This window comes from Roseicyclus sediminis, assembly GCF_025515305.1.
Taxonomy (GTDB): domain Bacteria; phylum Pseudomonadota; class Alphaproteobacteria; order Rhodobacterales; family Rhodobacteraceae; genus Roseibacterium; species Roseibacterium sediminis.
In genome coordinates this window covers 26,660-39,294 of the sequence record NZ_JAOPHT010000004.1, presented here as the reverse complement: position 1 = coordinate 39,294, position 12,635 = coordinate 26,660, and the positions used below count along the sequence as shown (strand labels likewise).

12 protein-coding genes and 1 tRNA gene are annotated in these 12,635 nt (G+C 68.7%); 7 read left to right on the top strand and 6 right to left on the bottom strand.

Annotated elements, in window-relative coordinates; all coding sequences use genetic code 11:
- Positions 1 to 279: 279 nt before the first annotated feature.
- From N8I71_RS07250 to N8I71_RS07240, 3 genes are all read right to left on the bottom strand, one after another.
- Positions 280 to 366 (bottom strand) — tRNA-Leu (locus N8I71_RS07250).
- Between the two features lie 148 nt (positions 367 to 514).
- Complete coding sequence (locus tag N8I71_RS07245) at positions 515 to 1,846, bottom strand: peptidoglycan-binding domain-containing protein (RefSeq protein ID WP_262877290.1); 1,332 nt, start codon at positions 1,844 to 1,846, stop codon at positions 515 to 517.
- Positions 1,847 to 1,944: 98 nt separating this feature from the next.
- On the bottom strand, positions 1,945 to 2,451 hold the full coding sequence (locus N8I71_RS07240) for a DUF2306 domain-containing protein (RefSeq protein ID WP_262877289.1): 507 nt from the start codon (positions 2,449 to 2,451) through the stop codon (positions 1,945 to 1,947).
- A gap of 139 nt (positions 2,452 to 2,590) precedes the next feature.
- On the opposite strand from N8I71_RS07240, the gene N8I71_RS07235 reads away from it, so the two are divergent.
- The 4 genes from N8I71_RS07235 to N8I71_RS07220 all read left to right on the top strand — a co-directional run bounded on the left by N8I71_RS07235 (position 2,591) and on the right by N8I71_RS07220 (position 6,697).
- Entirely contained in the window at positions 2,591 to 3,355 is a 765-nt protein-coding gene (locus N8I71_RS07235) for a LytTR family DNA-binding domain-containing protein (RefSeq protein ID WP_262877288.1), read from the top strand.
- The gene (lipB, locus tag N8I71_RS07230; RefSeq protein WP_262877572.1) at positions 3,352 to 4,026 is read left to right on the top strand and encodes a lipoyl(octanoyl) transferase LipB; all 675 of its coding nucleotides are present in this window, start codon (positions 3,352 to 3,354) and stop codon (positions 4,024 to 4,026) included. The genes N8I71_RS07235 and lipB overlap by 4 nt, the downstream gene beginning before the upstream one ends.
- A 231-nt stretch (positions 4,027 to 4,257) precedes the next feature.
- On the top strand, positions 4,258 to 6,156 hold the full coding sequence (locus N8I71_RS07225) for a cytochrome c oxidase subunit I (protein ID WP_262877287.1): 1,899 nt from the start codon (positions 4,258 to 4,260) through the stop codon (positions 6,154 to 6,156).
- A gap of 7 nt (positions 6,157 to 6,163) precedes the next feature.
- Positions 6,164 to 6,697, top strand: coding sequence for a DUF2244 domain-containing protein (locus tag N8I71_RS07220; protein WP_262877286.1), 534 nt, complete (start codon positions 6,164 to 6,166; stop codon positions 6,695 to 6,697).
- 17 nt (positions 6,698 to 6,714) lie between these two features.
- On the opposite strand, the gene N8I71_RS07215 is transcribed toward N8I71_RS07220, so the two are convergent.
- Positions 6,715 to 7,161, bottom strand: a complete 447-nt coding sequence (locus N8I71_RS07215; RefSeq protein ID WP_262877285.1) for a c-type cytochrome — start codon at positions 7,159 to 7,161, stop codon at positions 6,715 to 6,717.
- Positions 7,162 to 7,278: 117 nt separating this feature from the next.
- The gene (locus tag N8I71_RS07210; RefSeq protein WP_262877284.1) at positions 7,279 to 7,737 is read right to left on the bottom strand and encodes a GatB/YqeY domain-containing protein; all 459 of its coding nucleotides are present in this window, start codon (positions 7,735 to 7,737) and stop codon (positions 7,279 to 7,281) included.
- A 231-nt stretch (positions 7,738 to 7,968) separates the two neighbouring features.
- Between N8I71_RS07210 and carA the strand changes: the two genes are divergently transcribed.
- Together carA and N8I71_RS07200 are read left to right on the top strand one after the other, a co-directional pair.
- A complete protein-coding gene (gene carA, locus N8I71_RS07205; protein WP_262877283.1) occupies positions 7,969 to 9,129 on the top strand; it encodes a glutamine-hydrolyzing carbamoyl-phosphate synthase small subunit in 1,161 nt (386 codons plus the stop codon).
- Positions 9,130 to 9,208: 79 nt separating this feature from the next.
- On the top strand, positions 9,209 to 11,233 hold the full coding sequence (locus N8I71_RS07200) for a glycosyltransferase family 2 protein (protein ID WP_262877282.1): 2,025 nt from the start codon (positions 9,209 to 9,211) through the stop codon (positions 11,231 to 11,233).
- Positions 11,234 to 11,236: 3 nt separating this feature from the next.
- Here N8I71_RS07200 and N8I71_RS07195 read toward each other — a convergent pair whose 3' ends face one another.
- Complete coding sequence (locus N8I71_RS07195; protein WP_262877281.1) at positions 11,237 to 11,884, bottom strand: GntR family transcriptional regulator; 648 nt, start codon at positions 11,882 to 11,884, stop codon at positions 11,237 to 11,239.
- 94 nt (positions 11,885 to 11,978) lie between these two features.
- Here N8I71_RS07195 and N8I71_RS07190 point away from each other — a divergent pair, with 94 nt between their 5' ends.
- Positions 11,979 to 12,626, top strand: coding sequence for a pyrimidine 5'-nucleotidase (locus N8I71_RS07190; RefSeq protein WP_262877280.1), 648 nt, complete (start codon positions 11,979 to 11,981; stop codon positions 12,624 to 12,626).
- The last annotated feature ends 9 nt before the right edge of the window (positions 12,627 to 12,635 follow it).

The following is a 12,635-nucleotide window of genomic DNA, read 5'->3' as shown; positions in this document are numbered from 1 at the left end:
CCTGTGCAACCGTCCTTCTCGGACAGGGTCGCGAAGACGCCGTGACCGGCGACAAGTGTCTGTTCAGGATGAATAAAGTGGCGAGGGAGCGGCGGCTTTCCATGCGATCGACCGGCCTTGCCGCCGGTTTGCGACGCCTGGCGATCATCGAGGATGCGCCCGATCCGGGACGCGCGCGCCGCCTCCCGCTCGTGGCGCCACAGGACATCCATGGCGGGCGAGGACGGGGGATCGCCACCCGTTCGACAGGTGGCCGTGTCACTGGCTCTGCGAGAAGAATGGTGCGGTCGAGAAGACTCGAACTTCCACGGGAGTTACCCCACAGCGACCTCAACGCTGCGCGTCTACCAATTCCGCCACGACCGCACGTGATCAGGTAGTCGGGCGGTCTTTAGCCGAGGCGAATGGCCTTGTGAAGGGGGTCGGAACAAAAATCGCAGGGCACCGGAATCCGCGCGAAAAAGAAGGGGCGGGTCGCATCGGACCCGCCCCTCCATGGCACTTCGAAAGGGCCTTACTGGTTGACGCGGAACGTCGGCAGCGCCGCGGCGGGCTGCTGCGCCTGAACCGGCTGAGGCATCGCCGCTCCCTGGCCAAGCTGCATGGTGGCCGCCCGCAGGAGCGCGGGACGCTCGGGCTGACCCGGCATGAAGGCGGGCTCCGCCCCCTGCTCCAGCGCCGAGATCGAGGCCTCGTACCACTGCATGGCGAGATCGCGGCGGCTGTTGGTGCCGAAGCCCTCGCGCAGGTGGTGGCCCAGCAGCTCGCCGTAGGCCGGCTCGCCCAGCGCGACCAGCATCAGGGCGGAGCCCACGGCCATCCGCATGTCGTCCTGGGCGTAGCCCACGGCCAGACAGACGCGGCTCGTCGCGGCCAGATCGCCCGGCGCGATTCCGGTGCCCACCGCGAATTCCTGCATCTCGGCCGTCAGCGCCGCCTGCTCGATCAGCGAGACACGGTCGACTTCGCCGGAGAGCATCGACGAGAAGGCGCCGCACTGTTCGGCGATCTGGGCCTGGGTGAGGCCGGTGATCTGGCCCATGAGCTCTTCCCCGCGCGCCATGGCGTAGGTCCGCGCGACGCAGAACTGCTCGCCCAGCGCCTGGCCGGGATCGTTCATCGTGGCCAGCGTGACGTAGCCGCCGTTCGACGACGTCTGCAGCATGACCGCGTTGCAAGCATTGGCCAGCGACATGCGCGGCTGGCTGTTGGCGAAGAGGTTGGGCAACTGGCCACCGGTCGCCCCGGCGGAGGGCGCAGCCGGCGCGGCGACGACGGTCGTACCGGGCTGCACCGGCGTCTGCGGACCGGGGTTCACGATCACGGTCGTGCCGGGCTGTTGCACCTGAGGCGCGGGCGATACGCTCTGGACCGGGCCGCCCTGCAGGCTGTTGCGGTAGGCGAACAGGAGCGACTGGCCGCTGAGGCCGGTCTGCTGCGCGCCGCCCTGCTGGGTCGCCCAGTAGTAGGCGTCCATCAGGAAGTCGAACTGGTAGCTCGCGAATTCGCGCCCGTTCACCGGGTAGCCCATCGAGGCCTGGTAGCGCTCGATCGCGGAGCGCGTGCCGGGGCCGACTTGGCCGTCGACGGTTCCGGCATTGTAACCGAAGTAGTTCAGCGCGGCCTGCGTCTCGCGGCCCTGCTGGGTCGCGGGGATGCCCGGACGCACGACGCGGGTGCCGGTGGTGCGGGTGCGCTGCCCCTGGTTCTGGCCGGCGGCATAGCCGATGATGCCACCGATGATGGCGCCGCCGATGAATTCGCCGGCATCGGCCTCGGCTCTCTCGGCCGGCACGAGCGCGAGCGCGGCAACGAGGCTCGCGGATGTCAGGAATTTGCCGATCATGTTTCCCTCCAGGTAAACTCGGTCAACTTCAATACTGCTCAAAGTCTATCACAGGCTCCGGTCAGGCCGAGAAAAAAATGGCCGGGATCAGGAAAACCCTACCCCGCGGAAGGCCTGCGCCGCAGCCGCCTGGCAAGCGAGGGCCCGGCAAGAAGGGCCGCCACGCCGAGCGCGGCGATCCAGACGCCGGCATCGGGCCGGTCGGGCAGGAAGACCTCGTTCAGGGTCCGCCCGGGCAGGATCGTCAGGACACCGGCAAGGCCGAGCCCCTGCCAGTAGAGGCCGTGCATCCGCGCCCGGTGCGCGGCGATCCGGCCGGCCCGCGCGTCGCAAACGCCATGCAAGAGGTTCAACAGGACCCAGACCGAAAGCAGGTGGATCGCGCCGAACCCGCCCGCGATCGGCAGGACGAACGCGTCGATCAGGAAAGATGACACCGCCGTGCCCGCCATCGCGAGGACCCAGGCGTATCCGGCGATGCGGTGCAACCGGTCGCGCCGCTGCCGGTAGATGCTGATGGGACCGATAAGGAGTGCGGCCATGGCGCCCCCCAGATGCAGGGCAATGGCGGGCGGCAGCCCAGCGAGCGGTGCGGGATCGAACATGGCGCGTCTCCTTTCCTGATACTGTCCTGTCGGTCCTGTCCCGGCGGCGCGGTTGTGCGTTGCGCCGGGGGATGCCACTCTCCTCGTCGACGGCGGCGCCCGGGCGCCAGTGTCCATGCGCAACCAACGGAGAGACTTCGTGAACGGACGCCAACCGCAGACCGCGCTTCGCGAGTTGCGGCGCCATTTCGCCAGTCCCGTGACCCTGGGCACGCTTCTCGCCATCTCGGCGATGCTGACGCTCGTCGCCCCTTTCGGCACCGATGCCAGTCTCCCGCTCGGCGGGCGCGCGCTCTACTGGAGCGCGCTGGTGCTGGCGACATACGCCACCGGCTACGCGGTCGATGTCGCGCTGCGCCCGCGTCTTGCGCACCGCGTCGCGCAGGCCGTCCTTCCGCTGGCCATCGCGCTTGCCGTGACCCTGATCGTGATCGGCGTGAACCGGTTCGCCTTCGGCAGCTTTCCGGACGGCGACGGCCGGATCGGCGATGTGCTGACGATCTTCGCCGTCGCCGCACTCGCGGCAGGCGCGGTCCAGATGGTCTCGGGCGTCATGGACCGCAGCCGCTCTGCGCCCGAGACGGCAGCGCCCGCCATCCTCGACCGCCTGCCGCTGGACAAGCGCGGCGCGCTCGTGGCTCTGTCGGTGGAGGATCACTATGTCCGCGTCAGGACCGTGAAGGGCGAGGACATGCTGCTCATGCGCCTGTCCGACGCCATCCGGGAGACCGCGCCTGAGCCGGGCCTTCGGGTCCACCGCTCGCACTGGGTGGCAACGGCTGCGGTGCGGGCGGCCAGGCGCGAGGGCGACCGCGCGATCCTTTCGATGAGCGCCGGGGGTGACATTCCCGTCAGCCGGTCGCATATGCCCGCCGTGAAGGACGCGGGCCTGCTGCCCCGCTGAGGCCAGAGGACGCCCGCATGGTGGAATGGATCACCTCAGACACGCCCGTGCCCTACGCCGAGGCGGTGGCGTTCATGGAGGCGCGCGCCGAGGCCATCGCGCGGGGCGAGGCCGGCGAGGCGATCTGGCTGCTGGAGCATCCGCCACTTTATACCGCGGGCACCTCCGCCGACCCCGCCGATCTGCGCGACCCCGACCGCTTCCCCGTCTTCGAGACCCGGCGCGGCGGTCAGTATACCTATCACGGCCCGGGGCAGCGGGTGGCCTACGTGATGCTGGACCTGAACACACGCGGCCGCGACGTGCGCGCCTTCGTCCAGCGGCTCGAAGCCTGGGTCATAGCGGCCCTGGCGGAGTTCAACCTGCGGGGCGAGGTGCGGCCGGGGCGCGTCGGGGTCTGGGTCGCCCGCCCCGACAAGCCACCCCTGCCCGACGGCACACCGCGCGAGGACAAGATCGCGGCCATCGGCGTGCGCATCCGGCGGTGGGTCACCTTCCACGGGATCTCGGTCAACGTGGAACCGGACCTGAACCATTTCGAGGGAATCGTTCCTTGCGGAATCGAGGGGCACGGGGTGACAAGTCTGGTCGATCTCGGACTGCCGGTGACGATGGCAGACCTCGATGTGGCGCTGAAACGGGGCTTCAACGAAGTGTTCGGGCCCGACTGATCGCGAACAGCGCTTCGCCGGACCTCGTGCGACCCTGCGCCGCACGGACCACCCGAAGCCCCAAAAACCCCGCCTTCACATTGATCTGGGACAATTTTTCCCACCTTGTGTCGCGGCTTTCCGACGCGGACCGCGTTGCCATGTCAACCACCGCCTTCTAATAACTATCCAAGAACGCGAGGGAGGAGTCCGTCAAGGCTCCCCTGCTCAACAGCAGAACAGGAGACGACCATGGCAGACGCCACGCTGTCGGGACATGATCACGAGCGGCCGGGGTTCTTCACCCGGTGGTTCATGTCCACGAACCACAAGGACATCGGCATCCTCTACCTCTTCACGGCCGGCCTCGTGGGCCTCATCTCGGTCGCCTTCACGGTGTACATGCGGATGGAGCTGATGGAGCCGGGGGTGCAGTACATGTACCTCGCCTTCGAAAGCTCGCCGGCCGCGCTTGAAAACCTCTTCACCCGCGTGGGCGAGGCACTCGCCACCGCGGGCGGCGGAACCAACGCCTTCGCCGACCAGCTCTCGGCCTTGCAGGGCACGCTCATGGCGGCCGTGTCGGGCGCCGGCGAGGAGGCGCGTCTCGTGGTGGACGGCGCACTTCGTGCCGACGTGATCCAGACCCTCGACACCTTGGCAGCCAGCGCGAACCCGGGCGAAGCCTCGGCGCTGCTGGGGCTCAAGGACCAGCTCGACGGTCAGGCGGACGGGCACCTCTGGAACGTGCTGATCACCGGCCACGGCGTCCTGATGATGTTCTTCGTCGTCATCCCCGCCCTCTTCGGCGGCTTCGGCAACTACTTCATGCCGCTGATGATCGGCGCGCCGGACATGGCCTTCCCGCGGCTGAACAACCTGTCGTACTGGATGTATGTCGCCGGCACCGCGCTCGCCTTCTGCGCGGTCTTCATCGACGGCGGCGCGGGTCCGGGCTGGACGTTCTACCCGCCGCTTTCCTGGCAGGACGCACCGACCAGCCGCGCCGTGGACTTCGCGATCTTCGCCGTCCACGTCTCGGGCGCCTCGTCGATCCTCGGGTCGATCAACTTCATCACGACCTTCCTCAACATGCGTGCGCCGGGCATGACGCTGCACAAGGTGCCGCTCTTCGCATGGTCGATCTTCGTCACCGCGTGGCTTCTGCTCCTGTCACTGCCGGTTCTGGCGGGCGCGATCACCATGCTGCTCACGGACCGCAACTTCGGGACGACGTTCTTCGACGTCTCGGGCGGCGGCGACCCGGTCCTGTTCCAGCACATCTTCTGGTTCTTCGGGCACCCCGAGGTCTACATCGTGATCCTGCCGGCCTTCGGCGTGATCAGCCACGTGGTCTCGACCTTCTCGAAGAAGCCGATCTTCGGCTACCTGCCGATGGTCTACGCGCTGGTGGCGATCGGCGGCCTCGGCTTCGTCGTGTGGGCGCACCACATGTACACGGTGGGCATGACCCTGACCCAGCAGGCCTACTTCATGGTCGCCACGATGGTGATCGCGGTGCCGACGGGCATCAAGATCTTCTCGTGGATCGCCACGATGTGGCAGGGCTCCATCAGCTTCAAGACGCCGATGCTGTTCGCCATCGGGTTCATCTTCCTCTTCACGCTGGGTGGCGTGACCGGGATCATCCTGTCCCAGGCGGGCGTGGACCGGGCCTATCACGACACCTACTACGTCGTGGCGCACTTCCACTACGTGATGAGCCTCGGCGCCGTCTTCGGCATCTTCGCGGCGGTCTACTACTGGTTCACCAAGATGAGCGGGCGGGCCTATCCCGAATGGGCGGGCAAGCTGCACTTCTGGACGTTCTTCATCGGTGCGAACCTGACGTTCTTCCCGCAGCACTTCCTCGGCCGCCAGGGCATGCCGCGCCGCTACATCGACTATCCGGACGCCTTCGCGCTCTGGAACTACGTCTCGTCGATCGGCGCATTCATCTCCTTCGCCTCGTTCATCTTCTTCATCGGCGTCGTCTTCTATGCCCTGAAGTACGGCCGCCGCGTGGAAGAGCCGGCCTACTGGGGCGAGCATGCCGACACGCTGGAATGGACGCTGCCCAACCCGCCGCCGGAGCACACCTTCGAAGAGCTTCCGACGCGCGAGATGTGGGACAGGCAACCGCACCACTGATGGGCCCATGCCGATCCTGACCGAAACGACAGAGGCCCCGGCATCGCCCGGGGCCTCTTCGCCTGAGGCGGACGGGCGCGGCGCGCCGCGGCTGCGGCTCAGGCTGACTCCGCACAAGTCGCTCACGCCCGAGGGCTTCGTCTGGTTCATCGGCGTGACGGCGGCGCTGATTTCCGTGCCGCTCTTCTCGATCCTCGGAACCGCGGTATTCTGGGCGCTTCTCCCCTTCATCGTCGCCGCGGTCTGGGCCATCTGGGTGGCGCTGAAACGGTCGTGGCGCGACCGGGAGCTCTACGAGGAAGTCACGCTGTGGGACGACCTCATCCGGATCGAGCGGCACGAGCCGCGGAGGCGCACGCCGCTGGACTGGGAAGCGAACCCCTACTGGGTGCGCGTCGCGCTCCACTCCAAGGGTGGGCCGGTCCCGAACTACCTGACGCTGTCGGGCGGCGGCCGCGAGGTGGAACTCGGGGCCTTCCTGACACCGGTGGAACGGGTCGAGCTGAAGGACCGTCTCGAACGCGTTCTCCGGAGCGCCTGACCCGGCGTCCGGCCTGCTCAGTTCTCCAGCCGGTAGATCTCGTGGCAGCCCGAGCAGCTCTCGCCGATCCGGGCCACGACGGGGCTGAGTGCGGCGCGCGTGTCGGGCAGGCCCACCGCCTCGGCACGGGCCAGCGCCGCGAGCTCCAGCGCACGCCCCTCGAAATCGTCGAAATTCTCCCAGATCTCGGGGCGCGCCTCAGTCCGGGGATCTGTCTCGGGGGCTCGGAAAAGGTCGACCGAGGCCTCGGAAAGGGCCGCAAGCTCGTTCAGCGCGGCGCGCGCCCGTTCCACATCGAAGGAGGAGGTTCCGCGCACCATCGGCACGAGAACCTCCATCTGCCGCGCCATCGCCGTCATGTTGTCCATGCGCGCGAGAACCGCTGTATTCCGGACACCGGTGTGGGCCGCGGCCATCGCGGCCAGACCGACACCGAACGCCGCTGCGAGTGCCGTGCATTTCATTCGGGCCTCCCGTGTTCGTCCCCGGAGACGACACCGAAACCCGACAAGACCCGATCGGTCACCCCCCTGCCGGGCCAGCTCTCCGAAGACGTGGCCGACGGGCAACGCGGCCGGGGTCTACCCCAGCCGCGCCTTCACAGCGGGACCGACAGCGCCGAAATCCATCTGGCCCGTGTATTTCGACTTGAGAACGCCCATGACCCGGCCCATGTCGCGCAGGCCCTCGGCGCCGGTTTCCGCGATCGCGGCCTCGATCGCGGCCGTAACCTCGGACGCGCCCAGTCGCCGGGGCAGATATTCCTCGATCACCGAAATTTCCGCGAGTTCCTTCTCGGCCAGTTCAAGTCGCCCGCCTTCCTCGTAGGCGCGCGCGCTCTCCTGGCGCTGCTTGACCATCTTGCCCAGGATCGCCAGCACCTCGGCCTCGCCGACGCCCTCGGTCTCGCCTTTGCCGCGGGCGGCGATATCCTGGTCCTTCACGGCGGCACTGATCAGCCGCAACGTCGACAGCCGCGTGGCGTCCTTGTCGCGCATCGCCTCCTTGAGGCCATTGCCGATCCGTTCTCTCAGTCCCATTCCCATGGCGCATGTCCCCGATGCTGACCCGAAGGCCGTTGCCGGCCCATCCCGGTTCCGGATGGCCCTAGATAAGGTAGCTTGGGCGCAACGACAACGGTTCCGCCGCGTTGCAGCGAAACCGCGCGGGGCGCCGCCGCTTGACCGCGCCCGGCGCGCTCCGTAAACCCCGGCGGGATCGGGCGCGCGCGGGCGCGCCACCGCGCCCCCAAGCTGCCCCGGGAGAGCACCATGCCGAAGACACCCACCGCCTGCCTCGCCCTTGCCGACGGAACCCTTTTCTTCGGCCAAGGCTTCGGCGCCACGGGCACGCGCGTGGCGGAACTCTGCTTCAACACCGCGATGACGGGCTACCAGGAGATCATGACCGACCCCTCCTATGCCGGGCAGGTCGTGACCTTCACCTTTCCCCATATCGGCAATACCGGCGTCACGCCGGAAGATGACGAGACGGGGGAACCGGTCGCCGAGGGCATGGTCGTGAAATGGGATCCGACGGAGCCCTCGAACTGGCGCGCGACCGGAGATCTGGTGAGCTGGCTCGAACGGACCGGACGGATCGGGATCGGCGGGCTCGACACCCGCCGGCTGACGCGCGCGATCCGCCAGCAGGGTGCGCCCCACGTCGCCATCGCCCACGACCCCGAGGGCCGCTTCGACATCGAGGCGCTGGTGGCGGCCGCGCGCGGGTTCCGCGGTCTTGTCGGCCTCGACCTCGCCCGCGACGTCACCTGCGCGCAATCCTACCGCTGGGACGAGATGCGGTGGGCCTGGCCCGAGGGATACCTGCGCCGCGATCCCGCCATCCCCGCGCCGAAGGTCGTCGCCCTCGACTACGGGGCAAAGCGGAACATTCTGCGTTGCCTCGCCTCGGCGGGCTGCGACGTGACCGTGATGCCCGCCACGACGACCGCGGAGGAGGTTCTGGCCCAAAACCCCGATGGCGTGTTCCTCTCCAATGGCCCCGGCGATCCGGCGGCGACCGGCGCCTATGCCGTGCCGATGATCCGCGGCATCCTCGACCGGGAGCTGCCGGTGTTCGGCATCTGCCTTGGCCACCAGATGCTGGCGCTGGCGCTCGGCGCGAAGACGATCAAAATGAACCACGGACATCACGGCGCGAACCACCCCGTGAAGGATCTCGAGACCGGCAAGGTCGAGATCACCTCGATGAACCACGGCTTCACCGTCGACAGCCAGACGCTTCCCGACGGCGTGCTGGAGACGCATGTCAGCCTTTTCGACGGCTCCAACTGCGGCATCCGGCTGAAGGATCGCCCGGTCTTCTCGGTGCAGTACCACCCCGAGGCCAGCCCGGGTCCGCAGGACAGCTTCTATCTCTTCCGGCGCTTCACCGAGGCGATGCAGGCCCGCGCCACGGCCGAGGCCTGAGGCCCACACGCCAACCGTTAACCGACCGTTAACAGCTTTCGTTCAAGTTGCGCCAAACGCCTAGAGGTTGTGGCGCAAGATGGACGGTGAGCCCACGGACGGCCTGGTCGGCGATGCCGACACGGGTTCGTTGCGTCTCTCGACGGGAGAGACCGGTCCCGATGTCGTGCCGCTTGGGCGACCGCCGGCGGCACGCGCGGCAAGGAAACTCCGTGTCGTGGTGCGACAGGAGGATCCGTTCGACGACCGGATGTCGTCGGACGCGCGCCTGGCCCGTGTCCTCGTGCGGCGCGGCCTCGTTGAGGTGGCGCAGGCACGTGCGGCCCTGGGCACCGCCCGGGAACTCGATCTGCCGCTCGGCCACGTCCTTCACGCCCGGGGCGCGATCGGGGAAGAAGCGCTGTTGTCCGCGCTGGCGGAGGTCCATCACACGGGCTGCGCAGATCTTTCGTCCCGCCCGCCCGACCCGGCCCTCGCCGCCCTCCTGCCCCGCGACATCGCGCTGGCCGCCGAGGCGGTGCCGTGGCACGACGCGGGCGGCGCGGTGGTGGTGGCAACGGCCCGGCCCGACCTCGCCTCGATCCTGGCCGAGGCCGCGCCCGAGGGGACCCGGATCATCCCGGCCCTCGCCCGGCGGGACGAGATCCTGGCGGCGCAGACGCTGCTCTGGGGCCCGGAGATGGCGCGGGAGGCCGAGACCCGCGCGCCGGAGCACCTGTCGTGCCGGACCTGGAAACCCGCGCGGGTCCTGGCCATCGCCGTCCTGACCCTGATGGCGTTCGCCGTGGCCGAGGTTCTCGCACCGCTCGAGGTCTCCATCGTCGTCTTCGCCGTGGCGATCCTCGCCTTCTTCGCCAACATCACGCTGAAGGCAGCGGCCTTCGCGACCATGCTCCTGTCCGGCGGACGGCCGCGACAGGTCGCACGCCCCGACATCGCCCCCCGTCTGCTGCGCCCGCCCGTCGTCAGCCTTCTCGTGCCGCTCTACCGCGAGGCGGAGATCGCCGGCCGCCTCGTGCGGCTGCTCGCGCGCCTGCGGTATCCGCCCGAACGGCTGGACGTGATCCTGCTTCTGGAGGCCGACGACGACGTGACGGCCGAGGCGCTGCGCGACGCCGATCTGCCGCCCTGGATGCGCGCGATCACGGTGCCGCCCGGCCATCCGAGGACCAAGCCCCGGGCGCTGAACTACGCATTGAATTTCGCGCGCGGCGAGATCGTGGGCATCTACGACGCCGAAGATCACCCAGACCCCAACCAGGTCGCTGACGTGGTGCGCCGTTTCGACGAGGTGCCGCGCGACGTTGCCTGCCTGCAGGGACGGCTCGACTACTACAATGCCGACCACAACCTGATGGCCCGCCTCTTCACCATCGAATACGCCTCGTGGTTCCGCGTCCTCCTGCCCGGCGTTCAGCGCCTCGGGCTGGTCGTGCCCCTGGGCGGAACGACCGTTTTCCTGCGCCGCGACGCCCTGGAGGAGGTAGGTGGCTGGGACGCCCACAACGTGACCGAGGATGCCGAGCTGGGTCTGCGGCTCGCAAGGGCGGGCTACCGGACGGAACTCATCGACACCACGACCTTCGAGGAGGCGAATGCAGCGGTCCTGCCCTGGGTGCGGCAGCGTTCGCGCTGGCTGAAGGGGTACCTCATCACCTGGGCGACGGCGATGCGCCGGCCGCGCGCGCTCTGGCGCGACCTCGGGGCCTGGCGGTTCTTCGGGCTGCAGGCGCAGTTCCTGACCGCGGTTCTCGGTTTCTTCCTCGCCCCGCTTCTGTGGAGCCTCGCGTTCGTGCCGTTCGGGATGCCCCACCCGCTCGACGCGGTGCTGGCACCGGAGCAGTACCTTTGGCTCGGCGTCCTGATGATCTTGTCCTTCGTGCTGTCGGTCGCCGTCTCCGTCCATGCCTGCGCCGCGCCGCACCTGCGCCATTTGCGCAAGCTCGCGCCGCTGGTGGAGGTCTACTACACGCTCGGAACATTCGCAGCCTGGCTCGGCGCGCTGGAGCTGACGGCGCGGCCATTCTTCTGGGCCAAGACGCAGCACGGTGTCTACGGGGCGCCGCCCGTGGATACACACGGAGAACCGCCGGAAGACACCTGAGCCTCAGCCGCCGGTGGTGCCCGCCTCTTCCTTCAGCCGGACGACGAAAGCGATCGACAGATGGTCCTTCAGCGCCTGCGCCGCGCGCGCCCCGTCGCGCTCGCCGATGGCGTCCACGATCGCCGCATGTTCCTGCAGCGCCTTCTCACCCCGCCCCGCGGCGGCAAGCGACGTGCGCGCCATCAGCGCCATGGAGCGGTAGACGAGGTCGAGCTGCTGCACGAGGAAGCGGTTGTGCGAGGCGAGATGGATCTGGTGATGGAACCGCCGGTTGGCGCGTGCCAGCGCCTCGGGATCGCCGAGAAGCGCGTGGTCGGCCTCAACCATGTCGCGCAGGACCTGGACCTCCTCTTCCGCGGCGTGCTGGGCGGCGAGGCGCGCGGCCAGCCCCTCCAGCTCCTGCCGGACGGCATAAAGCTCGGCCATCTGCGCGTGGTCGAGCGAGGCCACGATCAGCGAGCGGCCATCGCGGGTCAGAAGGCTCTGGGTCTCCAGACGCTGCAACGCCTCGCGGATCGGCGTGCGGCTCACGCCGAAGCGGTCGGCCAGTTCGCTTTCCACCAGCCGGTCGCCGGGGCGGTAGATCCCCTGGTCGATCGCATCGAGGATCAGGTCGTAGGCGTCGCGGTGCGGCAGGGCCTTTGGCTTCATATCTCGGTATCCCTTTGCATTCCGTCACGCTATGGAGCGCGCACCCCCTTGTCCAGACTGGACAAAGGGCGACACAAGGCCCTAGGTCGTGACCATGCCCGCAGAACGCTTTTCCCATGTCGAGACCTGGGTCTTCGACCTCGACAACACGCTCTACCCGCCCGAGACGGCGTTGTTCGAGCAGATCAATGCCCGGATGACGGCCTATGTCATGCGCGTGGCCGGCGTCGGCGCGGAGGAGGCCGACCGGCTGCGCCACGACTACTGGCGCATCCACGGCACGACGCTGGCAGGCCTGATCGAGCATCACGGCGTCGATCCCGAGCCTTACCTGGAGGAAGTGCACGAGATCGACTTCAGCGTGCTGAGCCCCGACGAAGTGCTGGCGGATCGCATCGCCGCCCTGCCGGGGCGCCGGATCGTCTACACCAACGGCAGCGCGCCCTATGCCGCGCGGGTGCTGGCGGCGCGCGGTTTCTCGGGCCTGTTCGACGCGGTCTACGGGGTGGAGCACGCGGGATACCGGCCCAAGCCGCGGCGCGACGCCTTCGAGACGGTCTTCGCCCGCGACGGGCTGAACCCCGCGCGCGCCGCGATGTTCGAGGACGATCCCCGCAACCTCGCCGCGCCCCACGCCATGGGGATGCGCACGGTCCATGTCGCGCCGGAACCGGAACCGGCCGAGCATATCCACCACCACACGGACGACCTCGCGGCGTTCCTCGGGCTTCTAAGGCCCTGAGCCCCCGGC

What these genes read in the sequence shown, in the direction of transcription:
- N8I71_RS07245 (WP_262877290.1), bottom strand. Translation starts at nt 1,846, where the DNA reads ATGATCGGCAAATTCCTGACATCCGCGAGCCTCGTTGCCGCGCTCGCG.
- N8I71_RS07240 (WP_262877289.1), bottom strand. Translation starts at nt 2,451, where the DNA reads ATGTTCGATCCCGCACCGCTCGCTGGGCTGCCGCCCGCCATTGCCCTG.
- N8I71_RS07225 (WP_262877287.1), top strand. Translation starts at nt 4,258, where the DNA reads ATGGCAGACGCCACGCTGTCGGGACATGATCACGAGCGGCCGGGGTTC.
- N8I71_RS07220 (WP_262877286.1), top strand. Translation starts at nt 6,164, where the DNA reads ATGCCGATCCTGACCGAAACGACAGAGGCCCCGGCATCGCCCGGGGCC.
- N8I71_RS07215 (WP_262877285.1), bottom strand. Translation starts at nt 7,161, where the DNA reads ATGAAATGCACGGCACTCGCAGCGGCGTTCGGTGTCGGTCTGGCCGCG.
- N8I71_RS07210 (WP_262877284.1), bottom strand. Translation starts at nt 7,737, where the DNA reads ATGGGACTGAGAGAACGGATCGGCAATGGCCTCAAGGAGGCGATGCGC.
- carA (WP_262877283.1), top strand. Translation starts at nt 7,969, where the DNA reads ATGCCGAAGACACCCACCGCCTGCCTCGCCCTTGCCGACGGAACCCTT.
- N8I71_RS07200 (WP_262877282.1), top strand. Translation starts at nt 9,209, where the DNA reads ATGGACGGTGAGCCCACGGACGGCCTGGTCGGCGATGCCGACACGGGT.
- N8I71_RS07195 (WP_262877281.1), bottom strand. Translation starts at nt 11,884, where the DNA reads ATGAAGCCAAAGGCCCTGCCGCACCGCGACGCCTACGACCTGATCCTC.
- N8I71_RS07190 (WP_262877280.1), top strand. Translation starts at nt 11,979, where the DNA reads ATGCCCGCAGAACGCTTTTCCCATGTCGAGACCTGGGTCTTCGACCTC.